Below are 24452 nucleotides of genomic sequence, written 5' to 3' on the forward strand. Positions count from 1 at the left end.
AATACCTACTCCCGGCTATACAAATCCTGCACACGCACAATATCGTCCTCCCCCAGATAGGGGCCAGACTGCACTTCTATCAGCGTAAGGGGGATACGGCCGGGGTTTTCAAGGCGGTGCAACATACCCAGCGGCAAGTAAACGCTTTCATTTTCCCGTACGAGAATTTCCTCATCTCCTCGGGTTACAAGAGCTGTGCCTTCCACCACCACCCAGTGCTCCGAGCGATGGAAATGCTTTTGCAAGGAAAGTTTCTGCGCCGGGTTCACCACAATACGCTTAACCTGAAAACGATCCCCTTGGGTGAGACCCTCATAAAATCCCCACGGCCTATATGTGCGCGCATGGTGCGTTGCCTCTGTGCGGCCTTCTGATTTCAGACGCTCAACAATGTTTTTAACATCCTGCGCCCGATCCTTCCGGGCAACCATAACGGCATCCTGCGTTACCACAATGGTCAGATTTTCAACTCCAAGCGCAACGGTTAGGGTGCCATCTGTACGGATGTAGGAATCATACACATCCTCCAGCATCACATTGCCATAAACCGCGTTGGCGTTTTTGTCTTTCGTACTGAGTTCCCACAGGGAATCCCAGCTTCCGATATCGGACCACCCAAAATCGGCGGGCACCACAGCCGCTTTATCCGTGCGTTCCGCAACTGCATAATCCACTGAAATATCAGGAGATTTTTTAAAACTTTCCACGTCCAGGCGTTCAAAATCCATATCTGTCTGGCGTTTTTCTACAGCTTGGCGCACGCATTCGTATAATTCGGGTTCGTATTTTTGAAGCTCATGCAAAAACGTGCACGCACGGGCAACAAACATGCCCGAATTCCACAAATACTTGCCACTCTCTAAAAAATGGTGCGCTGTTTGCGCATCCGGCTTTTCAACAAACCGAGCGACACGGCATACGCCAGAAAGGCCGGAAAGAGGCGCTCCTTCCTCTATATATCCATACCCTGTTTCCGGGCGGGAGGGCTTCATGCCAAACGTGACGACATATCCAGCTTGGGCTGCCTGAACAGCACTTTCCAGCGCCTTATACAAACACTGCGTATCCGTTATAGCGGCATCTGCCGCCATAACCCACAACACGGCATTCGGGTCTTTTTCCGCTGCCAAAAAAGCAGCCGCGGCAATGGCTGGGGCAGAATTACGGCCAACAGGTTCTAGCACAATACGGGCATCCTGCACGCCCACATCCCGCAGTTGTTCTGCTATAATAAAACGGTGCTCGGCATTGCAGATCACAACCGGCCCGCACAATTTGGCGGCTACGCCACGCAGAGCTGTTTCCTGTAACAAGGTTTTTTCTGTCAGCAATGGCCAAAACTGTTTGGGATAACTTCCGCGAGAAACTGGCCACAGACGGCTGCCTGAACCACCAGAAAGAATAACAGGCACAACCTCCTGCCCATTGGCTATATGCACAGAAGTGGCTGTTTCTTTCTTAGCGGACATGCATAAATCCATCAGATTTTTGAAATATTCGTCCAAGTTAAATCACCGCAAGCCTGTTTTGTGAAGGCTACATGCACAGAACTTGACGATAGCGGATATCCGGGCTTACCCTGCTTGCCAGCAAGGTGTTGAGCCCTGCCCTCGTGATTTGTAAGGCCGGCTTGCGGCGAGGTAAAAGAAACGCGCTAAAGAGGCTCTGACACGGCATTTAGCCGGCTGTCATGGTTTCCACGGTCAATTTAAGAGATTGAGCTGCTTTGGCAGGCACATATGGGCCTGTCTGCTGCTTGGTCTGACACGCCAGAACCGGATACAAAGACCCATGAGTGACAACAAGATTGCATTTTCTGAAGCGTGGCGCCCCGCAACCCGTCAGCTCCATGCTGGTGTGGAACGCACGGAATATGGTGAAACCAGTGAAGCCGTGTTTCTGACCTCCGGCTTTGTTTACGATAATGCCGAACAAGCTGCCCGCACCTTCCGTGGTGAGGAAGACCACTATCAGTATAGCCGCTTTGGCAACCCTACAGTTGCAGCTTTGGAACGCCGGCTGGCAGATCTGGAAGGCGCAGAAGCCTGCGTAGCAACGGCTACTGGCATGGGTGCTGTATCCTCCGCCCTGCTAAGCCACGTTAAAGCCGGGGACCGAGTGGTAGCTTCTCGCGCACTGTTTGGCTCCTGCCACTGGATTGTTGCCAACCTTCTGCCCCGTTATGGCGTAGAAACCGTTTTTGTAGATGGCTGTAATCTGGACGAATGGGCAAAAGCACTTTCCAAGCCCACCGCCGCCGTACTGCTGGAAAGCCCATCCAACCCCATGCTTGATATTCTGGATATCCAAGCTATTTCAGATCTCGCCCACAAGGCAGGCGCGATTGTGGTGGTGGATAACGTGTTTGCTTCCCCTGTTTTCCAAAAGCCTCTCCAGTTGGGCGCGGATGTTGTTGTCTATTCCTGCACCAAGCATATTGATGGCCAAGGCCGCGTGCTCGGCGGTGCCGTGCTTGGCCGGAAAGACTGGATTACAGAAACACTTCAGCCTTTTACCCGTAATACGGGCAACGCGCTTTCTCCTTTCAACGCATGGGTCATGCTCAAGGGGCTGGAAACACTTTCCCTGCGCGTCAACGCCATGGCAGCCAATGCCGCAGCCGTTGCTGATTATCTGGCATCTGCCCCCGGTATTGTAAGCGTGCGCTATCCGGGCCGGGCCGATCATCCGCAGTATGAACTGGCTAAACGCCAGATGAGCGGCAGCGGAAGCCTGATTGCCTTTGAAGTAAAGGACGGCCAGAAAGGCGCGTTTGCGTTCATGGATGCCTTGAAGCTGATTGCCATTTCCAACAATCTTGGAGATGCACGCTCTCTGGTCACACACCCTGCCACAACCACACATTCCAAAGTGAGCGCAGAAGACCGCGCAGTGTTGGGCATTACGGATGGCGCCATTCGCTTTTCCGTTGGGCTGGAAGACAGCGCAGATCTGATAGATGATCTCGCCCGCGGTGTTGCGGCCCTTCAGGCTCTTTAAACAATACCAGCATTTTCCCTCCCCTCCGCCGTAACAGGATCGGGAGGGAGAATGCTTGGCATAACAGATGGGTTCGTGATAGGTGCAACCACCATCCCGTACCATAAACAGGATATTCCATGCCCGACTGGGCCACTTCTCCCCTTTTGCAAGATCCAGAAGAAGCCATGAACGAGCTATTCTCCTCACTGCCCGTCTATGAGGCCGTTACGGAGCATGTGCGCGTACAGGTACAGGTGTTCTGGCTGCCAGATCAATCCGAACCAGATGAGCATTCCTACTGCTGGGCCTATCGTATCCGTATTGGCAATGATGGTACCCAGCCTGTGCAACTTCTGGAACGTACATGGCACATTACGGATACAGCCGGGCACACAGAATATGTGCACGGTTCTGGCGTAGTGGGAGAACTGCCGGTTATTCAGCCCGGTGCGCTTTATGAATATACCTCCGGGGCATCCCTTACCACGCCGGGCGGATTTATGAGCGGACACTACCTGATGCAGGATAAAAGCAGCGGCAGACGGTTTGATGTCAGCATTCCTGCTTTTAGCTTGGACAGCCCTTTTCTGCTCCGCCAGATTCACTAATCCGCCCCATTCATATCCCTATTTTTTCTGGAGTGTGGCATGAGCGTGCCTCCGTCTGATACATCTAAGCGCCCAACACAAGCAGAAGCAGAACAGGCTGTACGCACCCTGTTGCGCTGGGCTGGCGATAATCCGGATCGTGAAGGCCTGCACGATACCCCCGCCCGTGTTGCCCGCGCTTACACCGAATTTTTCTGCGGGTATGAAATTGACCCCGCAGCCCTGTTACGCCGCACCTTTTCCGAAGTGGAAGGGTATGATGAAATTGTGCTGCTGCGTGATATTCGCTTTGAAAGCCACTGCGAGCACCATTTAGCCCCCATTATTGGGCGGGCACATGTTGCCTATCTGCCGCGCCAGCGCGTTGTAGGTATTTCCAAACTGGCACGCGTGGTGGATGCCTATGCCAAGCGTCTGCAAATTCAGGAACGGCTCACGGCACAGATCGCCAATACCATCAATGATGAATTGGAACCGCACGGGGTTGCCGTTATTATTGAATCTGCCCACGAATGCATGACAACACGCGGTGTGCATAAACCCGGTGTTTCCATGGTAACCAGTACTATGCTGGGCGTTTTTCGGGAAAATTCAGACACACGACGTGAACTCATGGCAATGCTGAACCGCCCAGCCGTCTGCGAATACTAAAAAAGACTTCTCTCCCACTATAAAATAGATGGGAGAGAAAAGACTTTGGGTCTTAAATACTTACGTTTGCACCCAACACCTTAAGAAACTGAGCCAGCCACGCTGGGTGCGCGGGCCATGCGGGCGCTGTTACAAGCTCCCCATCCGTTACGGCTTCCGTTACCGGAATATCAGCGTAAGTGCCGCCAGCCAGTTCCACATCTGGGCGGCAGGCTGGGTAAGCTGAAACTTCACGCCCCTTGATAATACCCGCAGCGGCTAAAAGCTGTGCTCCATGGCAAATTGCGGCAATAGGCCTATCGGAAAACGCTTTTACAATTTCCAATACCCGCGCATTCAGACGCAGATATTCAGGCGCACGCCCACCAGGAATAATCAGCCCCAGATATTCATCCGTATCAATGGCATCAAAGTCTGCATTGAGCACAAAAGCATGGCCGGGCTTTTCGCTATATGTCTGCGCACCTTCAAAATCATGAATGGCCGTCAGCACCTTATCGCCCGCTTTTTTGCCGGGGCAGACCACGTCCACCTTATACCCCACCATCAGCAGGGCCTGATAAGGCACCATAATTTCATAGTCTTCTACGTAATCACCTGCCAGCATCAGCAGTTTGACATCATCAGTCATGATGACCGTTCCCTTTCAAGCCTTCGCGCAAACGCGGCATCAACTCCACAAAGTTACAAGGGCGGTGGCGGCTATCAAGCTGGAAAACCAGAATGTCATCCCAACCATCCTTCACAGCCCCCGTAGAACCTGGCAGCGCAAACAGATACGTGCCACCAGCCACACCAGCCAACGCACGAGACTGAATGGTGGATGTACCGATCTTGCTATAAGACAGCATACGGAACAGCTCGCCAAAGCCTTCAATGCGTTTTTCCAACACGCTTTCAAAAGCCTCTGGTGTCACATCACGGCCAGTTACGCCTGTGCCGCCGTTTGTAATAACAACATCCACCTGCGGATCAGCAATCCACTTGCGCAGTTGTGTGGCTATCTTGTCTGCATCGTCCGAGATAATGGCCCGATCAGCCAGCACATGGCCCGCACCTTCAAGCCGCGCAACAAGCGCTGCCCCAGAGGTATCTGTTTCTAGCGTGCGCGAATCCGAAACGGTAAGCACTGCAATACGAACAGGAAGAAATGGCAGGTTGGTATCGATTTTAGACATTGAGAGAATCTTATCTCCATAATTCTGATGCAGAACTGCACCATATGGCCGTAATAATGGCCTATTTTTATATAAAAAATCCATTAAACTGCACAACAGCGTCTACAATCGCATAAAAATTGCTTTAGAAAACGGGAACCGCAGTATCCCGAAACCCAAGGCCACACTTTTTTCTGCTGAAATATGAGGTGGCCGAAAGAAATAAAAATCAAGGGAACATGATTAAACGCCTTCACCTCCATTTTCCTTTTCGCGCTTTATGGCTGACCTGCCTGCTTATTCTGTCTTTTTTTGTTGTTTTACCTGCGCATGCACAGTTGCTGACAGGTGGAAACAGCGCCGTGGGCCTTTGGCCCAGCTTGCAGGTAGATAACGAAGCCGATCAGGTAGAAGATCCCGGCCCGCTTTTTTCTGCACCCTATGGCAAGGATCATTTTTTTGGAAACTGGTGGGGCGCGCAGCCTTGGCTGCTCAACCACGGCATTCATATTCTGGCAGATGTGCATGAAGAACTTGCAGGCAACTTTAGGGGCGGCCGCAGGAAAGGTGTGGATAATGCCGGACAGGTGGGTGTGGAGCTTGATGTAGACTGGGGCAAACTCACCAATGCCGACATCATGAAAGGGTTCTGGACCCACATGATGGTGGTAAACGGGCATGGCCGTAACCTGAGCACAGATTACATTGGGGATTCACTCGGCGGCGTGCAGCAGATTTACGGTGCACGTGGTAACGTGGTGGCCCATCTTGTTTACCTGTATGGTGAACATGCTTTTCTGCACAACCATATCGATATCAGCGCTGGCTGGATTCCGGTTGGCAGCTTTTTTGCCGCCTCCCCGCTGTTTTGTATGTACATGAACGTTGCCATGTGCGGGAACCCAGCCCCCACCAAATACACAGAAGGCGCGCGAGACTGGCCATCTGGTAACCTCGGCTTTGTTGCGCGCGTTATGCCCACAAAACAAACCTATATTATGGCGGGCCTGTTTGCTGTTTCCCCCCATGCTTATAACGGCGGCATTTCTGGCTGGGCTTGGGCGCAGGATGGCTTGGGCAAGTTTTCCTCCCCAGTTGAAATTGGCTGGCTGCCTTCTTTCGGGCGCAACCATCTGGTGGGCCACTATAAGGCTGGGTTTGGCTACGATAACTCCAAATACAAAAATCTGCTGAATGACGTAAACGGCAATGCATGGGTGCAAACCGGCGCACAACCGCAATACGAGGCAGGCCGCGCAAGTGCATGGTTTATGGCTGACCAGATGCTGATGCGGAATGGTGATGGCCCAACTAATGGCCTGATCGCACTGGCCGGTTGGATGTGGTCTGATGGTAAAACCACAGCCATGTCTCACCACGTATGGGCCGGTATGACAGAAACTGGCGCAGCATGGGGCCGCCCCAATGATAGCGTTGGCGCCATGTTCCAGTGGATGACCATGAGCCGCGCCTCTGTTCTGCAACAGGAAGCTGCATTAGCTGCTGGCGTGCCCTTCCCCGATAACCAGTGGGGCAAGGTGTGGGGTATTCAAACCCACGAAAACATCTACGAAGTGTTTTATAACGCACACGTTGCCAATGGCATGTCTTTGCAGCCGGACTTCCAGTATATCAACCGCCCCGGTGGTTCCACCGTGTTCCATGATGCTGCCGTTATGGCCCTTCAGTTCAACGTGGTGATGTAAAACTTTCTTGCGGGCGCAGGCTTAACATCCTGCCCCGCAATGGCGCGAACAGTTCCGCATGGCATGTGAGAATAAGGATCTGAAAGCGCTTTGCGGCTTCTGCCAGCACATCAAACAAACGTTCCAGCCGCATTGAATCTGCAAAACTCAGCGCATCATCCAGCACCAAAATAGCTGGAACACCGCGTGCATGCAGCATTTCAGCAAACCCCAAACGCACCAGAACAGCTATCTGCTCGCGCGTGCCATCAGAAAGATCTGCCACATCTTCCCGCTGAGTGCGCGAAAGGGCAGCTACTCCAAAATCTGCATTCATTTCCAGTGCAGCGCCAGGAAACAGAGCTGAAAATGCAGGCTGCATGGTTTTCACCAGCGGCCCCATATAGCGTGCTGTTTGCTCCTGCTCCGCCTTGCTTAAAACCTGATCCAGCAAAACAAGGGCAGACCTATCTCGCGTGCAGGCGGCCTCTTCCATATTCAGGCGCTGCTGGTGCCGGTCTGCCTCTGCTATGCGCTCATCCAGCCCTTCACCTTCTGCTCCACGCACACGGGTTTCGCGTTCACGTATATCTTCACGCAGCCGGGCTATGGTTTCGCCATCCGTTTTCTGGGCCTGTTCACGCCGTTGAATACCACTTTCCACTAGGCTAAGAGGCTGTTCTTTCTGGCGTGCCTGCTCACAATGCTCCAAGGCGGCTTGTGCTGCTTCCTGCTCCTGCTGGCAGGCCTGCTTGCGTTGGACTAATGCTGCATCCGGCTCACGCTCCTGCCAGAGCGCCAGTTCACGCTGCACACGGGCTAGCCCGGATACCTGCTGCTGTTGCGCAGCACTGGCTTTATCCAACGCCGTTTGGGCCGTTATCAACACCTGTTGCGCATCACGCTCTTTTTCTCGCGCTTGATCTACCGCTACGGCTGCATCCTGCTCCTGCTGTACGGCTTCATCTGGCTGGCAATTAAGATCACATTCCTCAGCACTTCCGATCTGGCTGGCCAGATTTTGCGCCAAGGCCTGTTTTTTCTGTGTGCATGCTGCTTCTTCTCTAGCCAGAACCTGCCGCAATTCCAACAGAACCTGATCAGGGGGTGCGCTCTTTTTATTGGGCACTGTAGCAGCAAAAACGGCCTTAGCTTCCTTAAGCTGACGTTCCGCCAAGCAGCGCTTTTCGTAATGTTGCTCGGCTTCTTCTGCATTTTGGCAGCCAGCCTGTTGCAAAATATCTGCTAATGCTGCTTGGGCTGTTTGAAGAGCCTGCTGCAATTCAACCGTATTTCCCCCAATCGAAGGGGTAATAATAAACCGGCCAATGCCTTCAATCTGAAGTTCAGCAGGAGCATGCAGCAGGCTTTTACCAGATGCACAAACTTGACCATTTAACAGAACATGTTGCGAAGCTTGCGGCAGCAAATCCATTTCCAGCACAGTGGCTTGCGCTTGCAACTGTTGTTCCAGCGTTGCCACTTTCTGGGCTGCTTTACGCACGCGCTGGATTTTAGCTTCGTCCATAGGTAACGCATCAAAAACGGCCTGCGCCTGTTCTATTTGGACAAAAGTTTCCTGCACATGCTTTAGGTTTTCACGCTGGCGCAAAAGTGCTGCTTCCATGTGCTGCACTTCGCGCTGCTGCATGCCATGATGCAAAACAGCACGCCGCACCTGATGGCGCTGTACTGCCTTAAGGCATTCGGCCTGAGCAGCCTGATACCGCAAATTGGCAACTTTTTCGTATTCTGCCAGTTCTGCAAGATCTTGTTTACTGGCCGCAATGAGTTGCTCTAACCGCGCGCATTCGGCTCGGTGCTCTTGTCGCCGTTCCTCTTCATCTCGAATATTCTGCAACTGCTGCACTGCTGCGGCTTTTCTGGCCTGCGCGGCTTTTTCCTCTGCATCCAAGTTTCGCAGGCGGTCTCGTACGGCCCGCAGTTTATGTAGTTCTTGTTCTTCCTGTTTTTGCCGTTCTGGGTTTTCCTGCTCACGCAACATACGGCGTGTTTGTTCTAGTAAAACCAGATCTTCTTCCAGCGCAGCACGCTTGGCATGCAGGCTTTTCAACGTTTCTGCTGCTTTGGCCTGATCTTCCAGAAGCTGCTTATAACGCCCTGTGGGTTTGCCTGTAGTTGCGGTCTGTAACTGCCCCAACCGGGCCCTTACACGCTCCAGCATAGCCCCTGCTGTAGCAATACCGGTGACTTCCTGAATACCTTGTTCCAAACAGTTCTGAATACTGGAACGGCCTGCATTGTTCAGAACGGGCGCAGCAAAACTTTCCCCTTGGCGTACTAAAAGAGCATTCCACAAACCTGTTGCTTCGCTTTTGCCGTTTTTCTCCAACTCCAGCAGAGCATTCAGGCGTTCTTCTGCTGTATCCCCATCAAAACGCTCCTGCCCCAGATCAAGACGCGCAAACGCGCCCTTCATGAAGCGTTTTTCCAACCAGCAGGATTTACCACTCCATTCAAACCCGACGCCAATATGGGGCGCACCGCCGCCATAGGGCTGCATGTCTTTTACAGATTGGGCTTTGGAACCATGACGTAAGGTTAGTGCTGCCCGTAGAGCCATCAACAATGTGGATTTACCGGCCTCATTCGGGGCGGCCAGCACATTCAGCCCATCGCCCAACCCTTCCAGACGCACTGGTGATGTAAACCGACGCACACATTCAAGCTGGATATCTGTTAGAATCATGCTGCGGCACCTTCTACTTCGTGCCAGAACAGGAACAGCCTTTGCAGGGCCTCCCTTGCCACGGCACCTTCCTCACCCCCCCGCTCAACCATTTGTAGCAGTTCTTGGGCAGCCACCTTTACCGTTGCTGAGGCTTCAAGCCGCTCCAGATCCTGTGCGCCTGCAACCAGTTGGGGAGCGCCGGTTATACGTAAACACGCCACCGCACTTTGTAAGCGCGAGAGAATAACACTCTCGTATTTACGCAAATCATCCACACCCAGCAGGCCAGAAACTTCCAGCCATGCCATAACAACACTAGGATTATCCGGATTTATACTTCTTACACGGGCTTCCAATGCTTCAATATCTTCACCATTGGTCAGCACAATATCTTCCAGTTTGCGCCAGAGATACTTACCCGTTCGATGCCGAGAAATAACAGGTTGAGCACATGGACCATCTACTGACACAACCAGCGTTTCTCCGCCGCCTGCGCCACCTGTTACAAAACGGTCTGTTTCCGGGGTGCCAGAATAACAGGTGTGCGCATCAATCTGGCAAAAGCCGTGCCAATCTCCCAACCCCAGATAGGCAAGCCCAGCCTGCTTTGCCCGATCCAGCGCAATAGGGTTATGCTCGGCTTCCTGTCCATTACTAAACCCGACAACAGATCCATGCGCCAATCCAATACGCAAGGCTTCTGGCGGGGTGGCCGCATCATTCATATAATCGGTGAGATCAGAAAGCGTATGCCGCCGCTTGAGCACAGCAGGCAGCAACCACGCATTATATGTTTTATCTATTTCCACCGCTTGTGGGCATGTATGCAGATGCACATTGTCTGGCACCGCATCTTCACGCCTTAAACGTGCCCACACACCCTCTGCCGTATCCGCATCATGGTTACCGGGGATAAGATGCCACTGCACATCGGGAAACTGCCGCATCCGCTCCATGGGTTGATGCAATGTGCGTCTTTCTGGTGTTTCGTGCTCATAAATATCGCCCGCCACCAATACGCAGGTCACCCCTTCCTGCCGCGCCAAAGCGCCAATCGTGCGCACAACATCTACACGCGCGGCCTGTAACGCACCCAGTGTATCATCATCTGCAAAACTAAATGTCTTGCCGATCTGCCAATCTGATGTGTGGATAAATTTCATGAATTCTGGTGCACTCCATCACGCAACTGGCAGAAAAATTTCACTTTTCCATGACATACCCAGATCGTGAGCAGCCATCCCTTAACCTCACTTCATCTTATCTTATCATTAGGTTAGATATAATTCACACCCTCGCCATCTGGCCTGACCCGCGTTAAGCGCAACCCCCCTCATCACTCATGGCATCACGCCAAAGATTATATTTTATTTTAAGAAGCATGCTGATACTGCGAGATTCGCTCTCACCCGCCTTGTCTGGCCGGAAATGGCATGCCCCCTAATATGAAGCAAAGAGGTTAAAGACAGAGCAGACATGACAACAGAAACACCGGCAGCATTCCGTATGGGATCTTGGAAGACACTGTTTCTTCCCCTGCCACGCAGCATCTTCGCACATGGCTGGTTTCTGTTTTGTCTGCGCACGTGGCTGTCTGCTGTTCTGGCACTTGCCACAGCTTTCTGGCTCCAGCTTTCCTCCCCCGGTTCTGCTGCTGTTACTGTTATGATCTTGGCGCAGCCCACACGTGGGCAGGTGCTCTCCAAAGCCCTTTACCGGCTGGCTGGCACAATTATTGGGGCATTTGTCGCGCTGTTTTTAACCGCTTGCTTTAATCAAGAGCGTGGGGTTTTTCTGGGCGGCGTGGCGCTATGGTTAACGTTATGCACCATTATGGGGACATTGGAGCGAGACTTCCGTGCCTATGCAGCCATGCTTTCTGGCTACACCGTAGCCATTGTGGGCATTAGCTGTATTGATAACCCGGCTTCTATTTTTGATGTCACCGTTAACCGTGTGTCGGCCATTGTCGTTGGCATTGCAGCCACCGCTGCCATTAACGATGTGTTTGGGTCTCCCACCGCGTTTGAAAAACTGGCAGCCAATCTGCGCCGCACGGGTGAAATGGTGCAACGTATTGCGCGTGATGCCGTAGCAGGCCACGGCGTACCAGATGACATGACATGCGCGGGGCTGGCTGGCGAAATTATTGCCCTGACATCTCAGGTTTCCTTTGCCAAAACCGAGCTTGCTGATGCCAAGCTGCGCCTTGCAGGTGCGCGCTCCGCCATGGTGGCCTTGCTAGAAATGCTAACCTGTAGCCGTGCCATTGCCAATGTGCTGCGCCGGGGCAACATCTCTGGCCCCATACTCAAACATATTCGCACATCATTTGGAGATGGTACTCCGGTAGAATCTCCCCTTCAAGCTGTGCATGATCTGGAAGATCTGGCCAAGGAAGCCCACGCAGAGGAAGCATCTCTTGGCCCAACGCTGGATGAAGCGTGGCTGATTGAACGTTCCATGGCGCTTCTGTCCGATGCGCGTTGGGCAGCAGATGGCATAGATGCGCTCCAACATGGGCAACGTGCTCGCACACAGGCGCCAGAACTCAAGATTGATCAGCATCATGATGTTATTGCGGCCCTACTCAATGGCTTGCGCACCCTGATTGGATTTTCCGTCGCGGCCGGGCTGTGCATTATCTCTGATATTCCCGCCACTTACAGCGCGCTGTCTCAGGTTGCCATTATCCTCACCTTGGCCGCCACCACGTACAATGCGCGCGGTTTTGGTATGGGTGCCCTTATAGGTACGCCTTTGGCTATTGCCGTGGCCGCAGTGCTGAACTTTGGAGTGCTGCCCCACGGTGCAGACATGCCTTTTCTGGCAATGGCTATTCTCCCCATTATCTTTGGCGGTTGCTTACTGCTGATGAACCCCAAAACAGCCACTATTGGGTTTAACGCGGGTGTCTTTTTCTTTGTGATTTTGGGAGTGGCGAACCAACAGAACTATGAGCCCTCTGCGTTTATAGACCGCAACGTGTTGTACCTGTTTGCAGCCATTATTATCTTTATCTCACTGGTGCTGTTGTTGCCCCCTTCTGCCACAGGCAGGCGCTTCCGAGTTGGCATTACCATCGGGCACGATTTGCTGCTTCAGTTTGAAGGGCATGGCGAACAAGCCGGTTCCGCCCTTATCAGCCGCCATTATGATCGGCTCTGCCGTATTCTGGAATGGAACCGCTACCTGCCTAACAACAAGGCAAAACAGCGCGTTTTCTCCCGCCTTGCCAGTTTAGATGAACTGAACGTGGAACTGGCCCGCGCACGCCGCCATTTGCAACGCGCCGCCACTATTCCCGCCATTCGGCTGGATGCGGAATCCGCCTACCGCGCCACCATTATCTACAACGTGGATTCAGCACTTTACCGCATGAAGCGCAAAGCCCGCGTTCTGCTTGATCACTCCATCAACCTGCCACATGGCCAGATGGCTACGGCCCTTGCTGCCGTATCCGCCATGGTTGGCGCCATACATTTGCTGGAACACAACCGTTCCGCTTTGCATCTGTATGATCTTGTTCCTGTGCCAGATCAGCAATGGAAGGCCCGCTAACATGGAATTACGCCCTGTTCTGGATATAGGCGGGCTGCTTGTTTCGTCCTTTGTTGTCCATGCCGGATTGGCTATTGCCACCCTGCTGGCTCTTAACCCGGTTCTATCCAAAGTACGTGCCCGCCGCGTGGTATGGAACCTGCCTCTGGCTGAATTTGGCATTCTTATATGCCTTATCGGCCTTTACACTATTTTGTTGTGAAAGGGCTTTCCGACCGTGTTTGAGCGCGCCCGCCGCGTCCTGCAGTTTATCACAACGGTGACCATTCTTGCCATTGCGGCCGTTGTTTGCTTTGTACTGTGGGATTATTACACAGCCGCCCCCTGGACCCGAAACGGACAAGTGCGTGTACAGGTTGCAGATATTGCCCCTCGTGTTTCAGGCCAGATTATTGCTGTGCGCGTAAGAGATAACCAGTTCGTTCATGCCGGAGATATTCTGTACGAAATTGATCCGTTTGACTTCAAGGTAGCGCTGGCCACAGCAACGGCTGTTGTCAACCAGCGCAAGGCGGATATGGCGCTGAAAGATACGCAGGAGTTTCGGCGTGATAGGCTGACAGATGCTGCGGCCTCCCGCGAAGAAAAACAGGTTTATCAAGCCACGGCAGACATTGCCAAAGCTGCTTATGCGCAGGCATTGGCCAATCTTTCCCAAGCCAAAATCAACCTTGATCGTACGTATGTGCGCAGCACGGTAACAGGTTACGTCAATAACCTCATCATGCGTGTGGGTGATTACGCAACAGCAGGCAAATCCAATATTGAGGTTATTGATGCCTCATCCTACTGGGTGGATGGATATTTTGAGGAAACAAAAATTCGCTCCATTCACGTTGGAGATCGGGTACGCTTGGATCTGATGGGGTATCGGGAGCCTATGTGGGGCCATGTTGTCAGCCTTACGCGCGGCATTGCAACCGCCAACGCAGCCACAGCAACGCAGGGCCTGCCATCAGTTGATCCGGTTTATACATGGGTGCGTCTGGCGCAGCGTATTCCTGTGCGTGTGCAGATAGACAGTATTCCCCCCGGCACCCAGTTGGCTGCTGGCATGACCAGCACGGTGACTGTTGTGGGCAGCAAAGGCAAACGCGCGCATGATACACTCACCGAAGCACTGGATCGTATGCACGATACCTTAATGGGCGGCACTGGCGGCAGTGGGCTGCGCCATTAAAACAGATAGACGCACCCCTCTGGCACTGGCAAAAAGAAGACATGCTGTATTCTTTTTTTCGTTCAGAACTTTGCGCTGCAATGGCTCTTTGCTTGGCGGTTTTTCTGCCCTCTACTGCCTGTGGGGCAGAAAAAACCAGAACCCCGACACTCAATATTGTAGCGCCCTGTCTGAACAGCCTGCATATCCGCGCCCAAAAAGGCGTAACGCAGCCTGAACCAGCAAATGGCCAATGGCCAGCAGGCCTACAGCTTGCCACCAACTCTGATGGTAGCCTGTCTCTTGCAGGGCAAAACTGTCAGACAGATACCAAGCTTACGCTCACCACGCCTCCCAATATGCCGTTGGTTATTACCAGCACAGGCAGAACAGCCATTCAGGTGGATGACCGTAAAGGCCCTGTTTTTCTTCAGGCTGGCAGCGGAGCCGTAACACTAGGGCGCACTGCGGAACTGAATGTTACTTCTGATTCCACTGGCGCTATCACCATTCCTGTATTGGCTGACTCTGCACGTTTGCGTTCCACACTTTCTGCCCCGTTCATGATCGGGAAGGTGCAAGCCCCGGCTCTGGCTATTTATCTTGGTGGTTCTGCCTCCTTTACAACCCAACAAGGTAAGCTGGAGGCGTTGGAAATCACCTCTAACAGCACGGCAGACGCTGTATTTCACGGTGAAACATCCGTGGCGGCCCTGCATGTTGAAAATGCAGGCAATATTTTAGTGGATAAAGCCACCGGCACCTTAGCCACAGAGCGTGATGGCAAAGGGAAAATTGTTGTAACCTCAACCCAAGGCAACCACTAGCCCGTATTCTGCGCTGTAAATGCAGATCGAGCATGGTCTTTCAATATGAAAGCCCTTAAAACGTCGGTGCACTTTTAACCGATATATCAAGGACTCTCTAAATGTCTGATACCCTGCCCGACCGCCTTTCCGTAAACCCGGAAAGCCCTTTTTATAATGAAGACCTGCTGGCCCGGGGCATTGGCGTGCGCTTTAAAGGCGTAGAAAAAACAAACGTTGAAGAATATTGCATCAGCGAAGGTTGGGTACGTGTGGCCGTGGGCAAAACGGTAGATCGGCGTGGCAACCCCCTTACCATGAAGCTAAGCGGCCCGGTTGAAGTGTGGGTCAAGGACTGACCTGCCCTCCACACATATCCCAAATACAATTAAATACTTTATTAAATTGTAGATGTTTGGGATAGTACACCCACGTCAACGTGAGATTCAGGGAGACTTCCATGACTCAAACAGAAAACTCCACAACACCAGATCTACGCTACACTGTTGTTGTCGTGGGTGGTGGATCTGCTGGCATTGCCGTAGCAGCCCGCCTACTGCGTGAACGGGCCACACTGGATATTGCCATTATAGACCCCGCAACCACCCACGCCTATCAGCCCGGCTGGACACTGGTTGGCGCAGGCGTCATGAAGCTGCGGAGCACGCTGGATCAGGAAGGTGGCGTTATTCCCAAAGGCTGCACCTGGTTGCGTGCTGCGGCAGCATCCTTCCAGCCAGATAATAACATGCTTACGCTGGAAGATGGCCGCACCGTTGCTTACAACCGCCTGATTGTTTGCCCCGGCCTCCAGTTGGATTGGGATAAGATTGAAGGGCTAACAGATACGCTGGGCCGCAATGGCGTGTGCAGTAACTATTCCAAAGATACTGTGGAATATACATGGACATGCATCCAATCCCTTTCCGGTGGCACGGCACTGTTCACCCAGCCGCCGATGCCTATCAAATGCGCTGGCGCGCCACAGAAAATTGCCTATCTGGCATCTGATTACTGGCGCAAGCAAGGCACGCTTAACCGCACCAATGTAGATTTCTGCATGACAGGTGATGCGCTGTTTGGGGTGGCTTACTATCGCCCCGGTTTGCAGGAAGCCGTAGATTATTATGGCATTAACGTGCTGTACAAGCATACACTGGTTGCCGTAAACGGGCCGGAACACAAGGCAACCTTTGCTGTTACCGGGCCAGATGGAAAAGTTACAAATGTGGTGAAAGAGTTTGACATGCTGCATGTCACCCCACCACAGAGCGCTCCAGACTTCATCAAAAAAAGTCCGTTGGCGAATGAAGGCGGCTGGTTGGATGTAGACCCCAGCACGCTCCAGCATGCCAAGTATCCTTCCATCTTTGGTATGGGCGATGTTATCGGCACATCCAACGCCAAAACCATGGCCGCTGCGCGTGCGCAAACCCCAGTGGTAACAGCAAACGTTCTGGCATCTCTGGATGGCAAACCGCTAACAGGCAGCTACGATGGATACGGCGCCTGCCCGCTAACCGTTGCTTACGGCAAGATTATTCTGGCGGAATTCCTGTATGGCGGCAAACCTGCCCCCAGCTTCCCTTACGATCAGCGCAAGCCTAGCCGCTTTGCATGGTTCCTTAAGACAACCGTATTCCCGCGTGTTTACTGGGATATGATGTTGAAAGGGCGGGATATTGAAATGCCGCACCATCCGGAATGGGTGAAGAAATAAGTTCCGGCCTTTCTGATCCCCCTTTTCAGAAAGCAGACATAAAAAAAGCCTCCCGATATTTTCGGGAGGCTTTTTTTACTTCACTCTTATGCCTGTTATCAGGCATCGTCTATCGGTCGCTTGGGCAGTAGGGCTGGCACAAACACAAGTGTTGCCAACAATGTGCACCCTAAAGAAAGCAACAGCAACCGCCCCATACTTGCTGTGCCCGGATGGTGAGAAAGCGCCAGAGAACCAAAGGCTGTGCCCGTTGTCAGGGCAGAAAACAGCACGGCACGTGCAGTGGGCGAAGCCAGCGGATATTTCACGCCATCCCGCCAGTTCATGACAAAATAGATATTGAAGGAAACCCCAACCCCTAGCAGCAGGGGCAATGCAATAATGTTTGCAAAGTTTAGGGTTTCAGGCAGCAGCACAATCAAAATAACTGTCATCAAAGCAGAAAGCAGCAGCGGTGCCAGCACCAGCGCCATATCCTTAACGCGGCGCAGGGCCAGCATCAGAATAACGGCAATCATAACAATAGCTGCGCCTGCGGCCTGTTCAAACGCCTTCACAATAGAACGTGCGCTTTCCACAATATCAACCGCTGTGCCAGCCATTTGTGGCTCTACTTTCTGGAGAGAACTCACAAATTTACGCAGCGCGCCAGAATTGGACATCACTCCCTTAGGATGCACTTCCACCAAGGCACGGCCATCTGGCAGCAAGTAATCATCTGCAATTTCAGCAGGCACATCCTTGATGCTTACAGGCGTTGCCTGAAGCATGGTGCGCAACTGATCCAGCTCTGTCGGCAAAAAGCGCACCAATGCGGTGTTAGCAGCCTGCACTGTGGCATCTGGAGCTTCTGCCAGCTTGGCCAGAGCAGCCTGAATACGGCGCAACGGGTCTTGAGCAGGCAGTTTATCCAGCACAGCAGCCAAAGCAACAGACGTATCATGTGCTGATTTACGCAGATCATCCGCTGTGGGAGCAGCTTTAGGCTGTGGCACAATAAGCGTTGGTAACAGAATAGAAGCCGCATCCTGAATAAGAGCCAGTTTCTGCTGCTGTTGGGTTGGCACAAAGGAGCCCAGCCACATCACATCATTCACATCTGGCAGATTAGACAAGCGTGTTGTTTCTTTTTCTGCATCAGCAAGGGAATGCACCAGCAATTCTGCACTATAAGGAGATGTCTGCGGGTTGTTGATCAGCAGTTTAAGGGCGCGCATCCCTTCCGAGTTCGGATTTTTGGTATGCAGCGGGTCACCATCAAACTGTAGGCTGGGTACTAGCGCCAAGCCCACCAAAGCCACCAGTGCAAAAAAGCCTAAAAGCAGCTTGCGCATATGGCGGATTTTAATGTCCACCGGCTTCATGAACGCATAGCCCATGCTTGGGCAGTTGAGCGGCGGATGGCAGATTTTTAGCAGTGAAGGTAAAAGCGTGGTGGTGCAGATAAACGCAACCAACATGCCAATACCAGCAATAAGACCAAGCTGCGCAACACCCAGAAAAGCTGTAGGCGTAAAGGCCAGAAACCCTGCGGATGTTGCCAAGGCAGCTACAAGAATCTGATGCCCGGTTTCTTCACCCGTAAGGCGCAGCGCTTCAAACATGCCTTCTTCGCCCGTGTGTGTGGGTGTTTGAGCCCGAAAGCGCACAGAAAACTGGATGGCAAAGTCCACCGCAATGCCAACAAACAGAATAGCAAATGCCACGGAAATCAGGTTAAGCGTACCAACAGCTACAGCGGCAAATCCGGTGGTAAGCAACAAGCCCACCACAAGTGTGACCACAATAGGCAGCACCACGCGCCATGTTCTAACAGCAAGCGTAAGCCACAAGGTAACAAGCGCCAAAGACCCCAGAAGCCCAGCCACCATGCCTTCTGCCACGGTTGCAAACTCTTCATCATCCAGCTGCACCTGCCCGGTTAGATAAACCTTGGCGTGCCCATTTTTAACAAATTCCAGAGAACTGATAGCCTGCCGCATGGCATCTGCAGAGGCACCACCCGGCTGAAAAGACCCATAATCCAATATCGGTTTGGTGATAACGAACTGATAATTTCCAGCCAGATCAGAAAGTTTGCCGCCCAAAAGCTGCTGCCATGACATAGCCTCGGCATGCCCTGCCACGGCTTGTTCCAGCGTATTGGCAAAACCGGACAAAGGCGCCTGAAAGCCAGACAGATTGGCCTGATCCTGCTTTACGCCCTCTGCCATAAGGGAAAGAGCGCCAAACAGCCCTCGTGCTGAAGGATCTTGCGATAACGCCGCCAGAAATGGCTGCGCCGCGATTGTATCATTCAGCACCTGGGAAAGCGGCTGCGGCTCCAGAAACATCAAGCCGTTGCGTAGCAGATACGGGTTGGCATCTGGCCTATGCGCAAAGGAAAAGTGTTTATGATCGGCACTTATCTTGGCGGCCAGCTCTCGCGCGGTTTCCTGTCCTTCTTCCGGCATTTTAGCCTGAATGACAGCTACCAGAAGGTTTTCCTTCTGGGGGAATAAGCGCCCCATTTCATCGGAACGCTGCTTCCACTCTAAACGAGGAGAAAGCATTTTGCTGGTATCTGTCGTTACTCCCAGACGGGTCATGCCAGCGTAAACGCCTGCCCCCGAAAGCACGAGAAACAACGCCACAACAGCCCAGGCATGGCGGGCGCAAAACGCAATAAAACGACCTATGGGTGCAAACAGCATGATGAACGACAGGATCCCAAAATAATCACAGCCCCAGCAGAAGGGGCTGTCATGGTTTGCCCAACCCCCCAGCCAGAAGCAAGTGATGATGTAAGCAGGGCTCTGTTTTCCTTTTTACAGACCCGTGCGGGAAAAGGGCATTTTACGCAGACGCTCGGCATAAGGGCGCCATGTATGCTCAAGCCATTGCCACAATATAAGAGAGGGCAAACCCCAAGCAATTTCACGCAAACGTTTGATAAGAGAAAGCGCGATGGCAACTGCAGGCGGCATACCAAAAAGGCTACCAACCATAATGTAGCCCCCTTCTGACACACCAAGGGCCCCGGGTACGGCAAACCCGGCTGATTTAGCTGCTTCTCCCACACCTTCGATCACAAATCCGGTAGCAAGAGAGCACCCATGCCCCATGAAGTGCAGAATCAACCACACCTCAACAGCCCCCAAAGCCCACGCACAAAACTGCAATATCAGGCCATTAACCGCATTGCGGCCTGATTTATACAGCGCAAGCACTTCCTTATTAAGGCCGCGAATACCATCAACACCGCTCCACCCCAGATGAGCAGCTATGCGGATAAGCAATTTCTCTATGAAAGCAACGGCCCCAAGCCACTGGCTGATAAATACGCCGCCGCCGATAGCCAAAAGCACCAATGCACTTTCCAGCAATCGGTCTGTAACGGCAGAGCGCTTGACCAAGAACAGCAACATAACCAAGCCGCTGAGGGTAAATACCACTTGGCTGAGCAACTCTATTGTCAGATCACAAATTGTCGCGGCAGCCGCATGTTTTAGGCCCAAGCCACGCCGTGCGAGCAAGCGGGAGGACATTACCTCCCCACCAACCTGTGCAACGGGGAGAAGGTTATTTATGCCCTCTCGCACACAGCGGAGCATGAAATAGGCCCTTAACGGCAGAACCGGGCCAAAAGTCTGGCCCGCAATGGTGCGCCAAGCGGAAGCAGAAAGAAAAACCTGTACGCTATGAAAAGCAATAACAGCTAAAATGCCCCAACCGCCTGTCATAACAAGAGAAAAAATGGAGGACACCCCAAACTGGGCCAGCATCCATACGGTCAACCCCAAACCGAAAATCCCGGCAATGAGAGTGACCCGCTTCATGCTCCCTCCATCCTTTTTCTGGCTTGGCTTTTACACTTTCGGTTGGTGCAGCCTAACACACCTCATTTATTCAGCCTTTGATCTGGCGCAGCAAGGCCAGAGATTCCACACACGCCGCAGCGGCTTCGCGCCCTTTGTTATGGATATCATCCGCAGAACGTACCTGTGCCTGCTCTTCTGTATAAGTTGTCAGCACACCAAAGGCGATAGGCGTTTCTGTGGCCAAAGATGCCTGAAGAATACCCATTGTGGCGCCCAGGCTAATAAATTCAAAATGCGCTGTATCCCCTTTTACCACGCACCCAAGGCAAATAACGCCTTCATAGTTGCCTGTTTTGGCGAGTGTCTGTGCCAGAAGTGGCATTTCAAAGGCACCGGGCGCAGCAAATACATCACCATCTTTCACGGCAATGTTATGTTCTGCCAGCCAAGCCACTGCGCCATCACGCAGGCCACCTGTCACAGTTTCATTAAATCGGCTGACAATAATGGCCAAACGCGGCGCAGGAGAAAGCGCCTTGAGATCCGGCAAGGAAACGGGGGAACGTGTACCCATTAGTTAAACACCTTTAATCATTCACTTATGTAAAAATCAGACAACCGCATCCGGTTCGGCATCAACGGCAATAAACTGCCCAAGATGATGCCCCATGCGCCGGCGTTTGGCTTCCAGATAGGCACGATTATGCGCGGTAGGTGGAATTTCCAGCCCAATCCGGCGGCGCACCATAAACCCGCGTGCTTCCAGTGCGCGCACTTTATCTGGGTTGTTCGTCAGCAAATCCAATTCGCCCACGCCAAGGCTGCGCAATACGCCAGAGGCTGCGCGCCAATCTCTGGCATCTGTTGCAAAACCAAGCCGATGGTTGGCATCCACCGTATCTAGCCCGGCATCCTGTAGCTCATAGGCCCGGATTTTGTTGACCAACCCGATACCACGCCCTTCGTGCCCGCGCACATAGACCAGCACGCCACATTCCGCCTGCCCTATGGCCCGCAACGCTGCATGCAACTGTGACCCACAATCGCACCGCAGGGAGCCAAGGGCATCACCTGTCACGCACTCAGAATGCAAACGCACCAGCGGCACAGCACCGCTGCGGCGCACATCCCCTTTTACCAAGGCAACATGCTCCACGCCGTTTTCATCCTGAAAAGCATGGATGATCAAATCGTCCCCACCGTAAGCACTGGGTAAGGATGCCTGCGCCAGATCTAGCACCGCAGGCTCTGGCGCAGTTTCCGGATTTGCTTCGGCGGCCTGCGCAGCCAAGGATGACAAACCGTGTGCTTTAATCCACGTTACCAGCTCTGCAATAGAGACAATCGGCAGATCATGCTGGCGGGCAAACACTTCTAACTGAGGACGGCGCGCCATGGTGCCATCTTCATTCAGAATTTCACAGATAACGGCGGCTGGCTTTAACCCGGCCAAACGCAGCAGATCTATTGATCCCTCGGTATGCCCAATACGTTCCAGCACCCCACCGGGGGCGGCCCGCAGTGGAAAGATATGGCCCGGTGTGGCGATATCTGCTGGCGTTGCTTTTTCTGATGCCGCGACACGCACAGTATGCGCCCTGTCTGGCGCAGAAATGCCGGTGCTAACGCCTTCCTTCGCCTCAATAGAGACTGTAAACGCCGTGCCGTACTGAGCGGTATTGTCGCTTTGCCGCACCATCATGGCCAGACCGAGGCGATCCACCTGTTTTGGCGTAAGTGGCAGGCACACAAGGCCACGCGCATGGGTGATCATGAAGTTCATGGCTTCTGGCGTCATAAACTCAGCGGCCATGACCAGATCGCCTTCGTTTTCACGATCTTCATCATCCACCATAATGACCATCCGGCCAGCACGCACGGCTTCAACCGCCTGCAAAAGCCTTGCCGATGCCTTAGCTGCCACAGGGGCTGCTGTTTTTACTTGGTCCGGCATTGTGCCTCCACGTATTTGGCAATGATATCCACTTCCACATTCACGGCATCACCCACCTTCAATGTGCCGAGCGTGGTGTGCTCCCATGTGTGCGGAATAATCATCAGTTCGATGGGAAAGGTCTCGCCATTTGGCTCACCCACTTCGTTCAACGTCAGGCTAATGCCCGCAAGTGCCACAGACCCTTTAGCCACCATGTAGCGCCGTAGCTGAGCTGGCACTTCAAACACCACGCGCCGCGCATCGCCAAACTGCGTACATTCTGTAAACCGCGCCACGGCATCCACATGGCCTTGCACAATATGGCCAGAAAGACGTGTAGCGGGGGTAACGGCACGTTCCAGATTGATCTGGTGCCCGGCTTTAAGCGCGCCCAACGTGGTGCAATCCAGTGTCTCGCTGCTTACAAAAAAGCGAACAAGGCCAGTTGTCGAAGGCGCGACTGCCGTTAAACACACACCATTTACGGCTATACTTTCACCCTCCGCCACATCATGCAGCCCGGTTTCCACTTCCAGCATAAGAGACTGGGGGCTGTGCTCCGCCTTAACCACATGACCGAGAGATTCTATGATACCGGAAAACATACCTGCTCCTGCGCACACCGCATCCATTCAGGAAACAAAGAAAGAGGTGTGACATCATGTTGGGTTGAAACAGCAAGATGATCCTGCCCTGAAGCATCCTGACGGATGGTCAGCCAATCATCCCACAAATTATGGGTTTTAAGGGCCTCCAGCAGAGTTGGCCCGGCTTCTACCAGCACCCACAGCGCATCACTTTGCGCCAGAATATCTGGCAGGTGTGCAATATCAGGGCAGAAGCTTACATCGAACGCGGCTGAAACACTGGCCAGCCACTCAGCCGGAGCATGTTTTTCCTGGCCACATACCACCAACAGGCGGCGGCGTTCAGGGTGATCTTCAACATGCCGAACAGTTAGCGTGGGCCTATCAGCCAGCACGGTGCCTGTGCCTGTTACAATACCATCTGTTACGCGCCGCAAAGCATGTGCCAGACGGAGGGATGCAGGGGTTGTAAAGGTTTTTTGCCCTTGGGGTGGCACCATGGACCCTTTGCTATCCAGCGCCTGTTTAACGGTTATCCAAGGCCGCCCATGTGTCATGCGCCAAGCAAATGGTGCCAGCAACGCACGGCAACGTGCATATGTGCCCGCAGCATTCATGCACTGCCATAAGCGGTTAACCGTAATACCTTCATGCTCCAAACGTGCGGCACCCCCGCCCTGCACGTGTGGATTAGGATCTGCACAGCCAATCCAGACAGTTTTTACTGGGGTAGAAAGCAGTGCTTCCGTACATGGGGGGGTGCGACCGGTATGATTACAAGGCTCCAGCGTGACAACAGCGGTATCAATCCGCTCCACCAACCCAAGAGCACGCGCCTGCTCTACAGCCAGTCTTTCTGCATGTGCGGTGCCTGCCTGATGATGTGCGGCCACAACCAACACATCTCCTTGCGCATCCAATAACACACACCCTACTGGCGGGTTGGGGGCTGTGCGCCCTACAAAGCTCCACGCCTCAGCCACGGCGAGATGAAACGCCGCACCAATGCGTTCTGGCATGATCTGTCGGGAAATCTGTGAAAAGCTGTTCACCCTGTTTCTGCCCGCGTTCTCATAAACCAGACGGACTCAGGGCGTAAGATAGCCTT

At 53.1% G+C, this 24452-nt stretch carries 21 protein-coding genes and 1 riboswitch; of the genes, 10 read left to right on the plus strand and 11 right to left on the minus strand.

Annotated features, from left to right (window positions below; translation table 11 throughout):
- Positions 1–5: 5 nt before the first annotated feature.
- Complete coding sequence (locus FKW19_RS12465) at positions 6–1505, minus strand: mannose-1-phosphate guanylyltransferase/mannose-6-phosphate isomerase (protein WP_089179307.1); 1500 nt, start codon at positions 1503–1505, stop codon at positions 6–8.
- A gap of 94 nt (positions 1506–1599) precedes the next feature.
- Positions 1600–1679, plus strand: a riboswitch (SAM riboswitch).
- Positions 1680–1791: 112 nt separating this feature from the next.
- Here FKW19_RS12465 and metZ point away from each other — a divergent pair.
- The 3 genes from metZ to folE all read left to right on the plus strand — a co-directional run bounded on the left by metZ (position 1792) and on the right by folE (position 4241).
- Complete coding sequence (gene metZ, locus FKW19_RS12470; protein WP_089179308.1) at positions 1792–3000, plus strand: O-succinylhomoserine sulfhydrylase; 1209 nt, start codon at positions 1792–1794, stop codon at positions 2998–3000.
- Between the two features lie 119 nt (positions 3001–3119).
- The gene (gene apaG, locus FKW19_RS12475; RefSeq protein ID WP_006116417.1) at positions 3120–3590 is read left to right on the plus strand and encodes a Co2+/Mg2+ efflux protein ApaG; all 471 of its coding nucleotides are present in this window, start codon (positions 3120–3122) and stop codon (positions 3588–3590) included.
- Positions 3591–3629: 39 nt separating this feature from the next.
- Complete coding sequence (gene folE / locus FKW19_RS12480) at positions 3630–4241, plus strand: GTP cyclohydrolase I FolE (protein ID WP_006116416.1); 612 nt, start codon at positions 3630–3632, stop codon at positions 4239–4241.
- A 52-nt stretch (positions 4242–4293) separates the two neighbouring features.
- Here the strand turns inward: folE and FKW19_RS12485 are convergent, their stop codons facing one another.
- Both FKW19_RS12485 and moaB read right to left on the minus strand, forming a co-directional pair.
- On the minus strand, positions 4294–4872 hold the full coding sequence (locus FKW19_RS12485) for a DJ-1/PfpI family protein (protein ID WP_006116415.1): 579 nt from the start codon (positions 4870–4872) through the stop codon (positions 4294–4296).
- Complete coding sequence (gene moaB / locus FKW19_RS12490; RefSeq protein WP_170315314.1) at positions 4865–5503, minus strand: molybdenum cofactor biosynthesis protein B; 639 nt, start codon at positions 5501–5503, stop codon at positions 4865–4867. The genes FKW19_RS12485 and moaB overlap by 8 nt, the downstream gene beginning before the upstream one ends.
- 134 nt (positions 5504–5637) lie before the next feature.
- On the opposite strand from moaB, the gene FKW19_RS12495 reads away from it, so the two are divergent.
- Entirely contained in the window at positions 5638–7104 is a 1467-nt protein-coding gene (locus FKW19_RS12495) for a carbohydrate porin (protein WP_063354390.1), read from the plus strand.
- Here the strand turns inward: FKW19_RS12495 and FKW19_RS12500 are convergent.
- Complete coding sequence (locus tag FKW19_RS12500; RefSeq protein WP_089179309.1) at positions 7088–9793, minus strand: GTP-binding protein; 2706 nt, start codon at positions 9791–9793, stop codon at positions 7088–7090. The genes FKW19_RS12495 and FKW19_RS12500 overlap by 17 nt on opposite strands.
- Positions 9790–10938, minus strand: a complete 1149-nt coding sequence (locus tag FKW19_RS12505) for a DNA repair exonuclease (RefSeq protein ID WP_089179310.1) — start codon at positions 10936–10938, stop codon at positions 9790–9792. Before FKW19_RS12505 ends, FKW19_RS12500 begins: the two co-directional genes overlap by 4 nt.
- 313 nt (positions 10939–11251) lie before the next feature.
- Between FKW19_RS12505 and FKW19_RS12510 the strand changes: the two genes are divergently transcribed.
- The 6 genes from FKW19_RS12510 to FKW19_RS12535 all read left to right on the plus strand — a co-directional run bounded on the left by FKW19_RS12510 (position 11252) and on the right by FKW19_RS12535 (position 17021).
- On the plus strand, positions 11252–13336 hold the full coding sequence (locus tag FKW19_RS12510; protein WP_006116410.1) for an FUSC family protein: 2085 nt from the start codon (positions 11252–11254) through the stop codon (positions 13334–13336).
- Between the two features lies 1 nt (position 13337).
- A complete protein-coding gene (locus FKW19_RS12515) occupies positions 13338–13538 on the plus strand; it encodes a DUF1656 domain-containing protein (RefSeq protein ID WP_003624554.1) in 201 nt (66 codons plus the stop codon).
- A gap of 15 nt (positions 13539–13553) precedes the next feature.
- Positions 13554–14516 carry an HlyD family secretion protein gene (locus FKW19_RS12520; protein WP_089179311.1) on the plus strand — a complete coding sequence of 321 codons (963 nt, stop codon included), beginning with the start codon at positions 13554–13556 and terminating at the stop codon, positions 14514–14516.
- A 41-nt stretch (positions 14517–14557) separates the two neighbouring features.
- Complete coding sequence (locus FKW19_RS12525; RefSeq protein ID WP_089179312.1) at positions 14558–15322, plus strand: hypothetical protein; 765 nt, start codon at positions 14558–14560, stop codon at positions 15320–15322.
- A 101-nt stretch (positions 15323–15423) separates the two neighbouring features.
- Positions 15424–15660, plus strand: a complete 237-nt coding sequence (locus FKW19_RS12530) for a DUF3297 family protein (protein WP_003624557.1) — start codon at positions 15424–15426, stop codon at positions 15658–15660.
- Positions 15661–15761: 101 nt separating this feature from the next.
- Complete coding sequence (locus FKW19_RS12535; RefSeq protein WP_035353629.1) at positions 15762–17021, plus strand: FAD/NAD(P)-binding oxidoreductase; 1260 nt, start codon at positions 15762–15764, stop codon at positions 17019–17021.
- A gap of 98 nt (positions 17022–17119) precedes the next feature.
- On the opposite strand, the gene FKW19_RS12540 is transcribed toward FKW19_RS12535, so the two are convergent.
- From FKW19_RS12540 to ribD, 6 genes are all read right to left on the minus strand, one after another.
- Positions 17120–19714: an MMPL family transporter gene (locus FKW19_RS12540; RefSeq protein ID WP_089179313.1), complete on the minus strand. Its 2595-nt coding sequence runs from the start codon at positions 19712–19714 to the stop codon at positions 17120–17122.
- 114 nt (positions 19715–19828) lie between these two features.
- Positions 19829–20839 (minus strand): lysylphosphatidylglycerol synthase domain-containing protein, encoded by a 1011-nt coding sequence (locus tag FKW19_RS12545; RefSeq protein WP_089179314.1) that lies wholly within the window; start codon positions 20837–20839, stop codon positions 19829–19831.
- A gap of 70 nt (positions 20840–20909) precedes the next feature.
- Positions 20910–21395 (minus strand): 6,7-dimethyl-8-ribityllumazine synthase, encoded by a 486-nt coding sequence (gene ribH / locus FKW19_RS12550; RefSeq protein WP_006116404.1) that lies wholly within the window; start codon positions 21393–21395, stop codon positions 20910–20912.
- A gap of 36 nt (positions 21396–21431) precedes the next feature.
- Entirely contained in the window at positions 21432–22745 is a 1314-nt protein-coding gene (ribB, locus tag FKW19_RS12555; RefSeq protein WP_089179944.1) for a 3,4-dihydroxy-2-butanone-4-phosphate synthase, read from the minus strand.
- A gap of 14 nt (positions 22746–22759) precedes the next feature.
- Complete coding sequence (locus tag FKW19_RS12560) at positions 22760–23362, minus strand: riboflavin synthase (protein WP_089179315.1); 603 nt, start codon at positions 23360–23362, stop codon at positions 22760–22762.
- Positions 23344–24396, minus strand: coding sequence for a bifunctional diaminohydroxyphosphoribosylaminopyrimidine deaminase/5-amino-6-(5-phosphoribosylamino)uracil reductase RibD (ribD, locus tag FKW19_RS12565; RefSeq protein WP_089179316.1), 1053 nt, complete (start codon positions 24394–24396; stop codon positions 23344–23346). Before ribD ends, FKW19_RS12560 begins: the two co-directional genes overlap by 19 nt.
- Positions 24397–24452: the final 56 nt, after the last annotated feature.

Origin of the sequence: Acetobacter sp. DmW_125128 (assembly GCF_008704325.1) — a bacterium.
Classification (GTDB): Bacteria; Pseudomonadota; Alphaproteobacteria; order Acetobacterales; family Acetobacteraceae; genus Acetobacter; species Acetobacter oryzifermentans.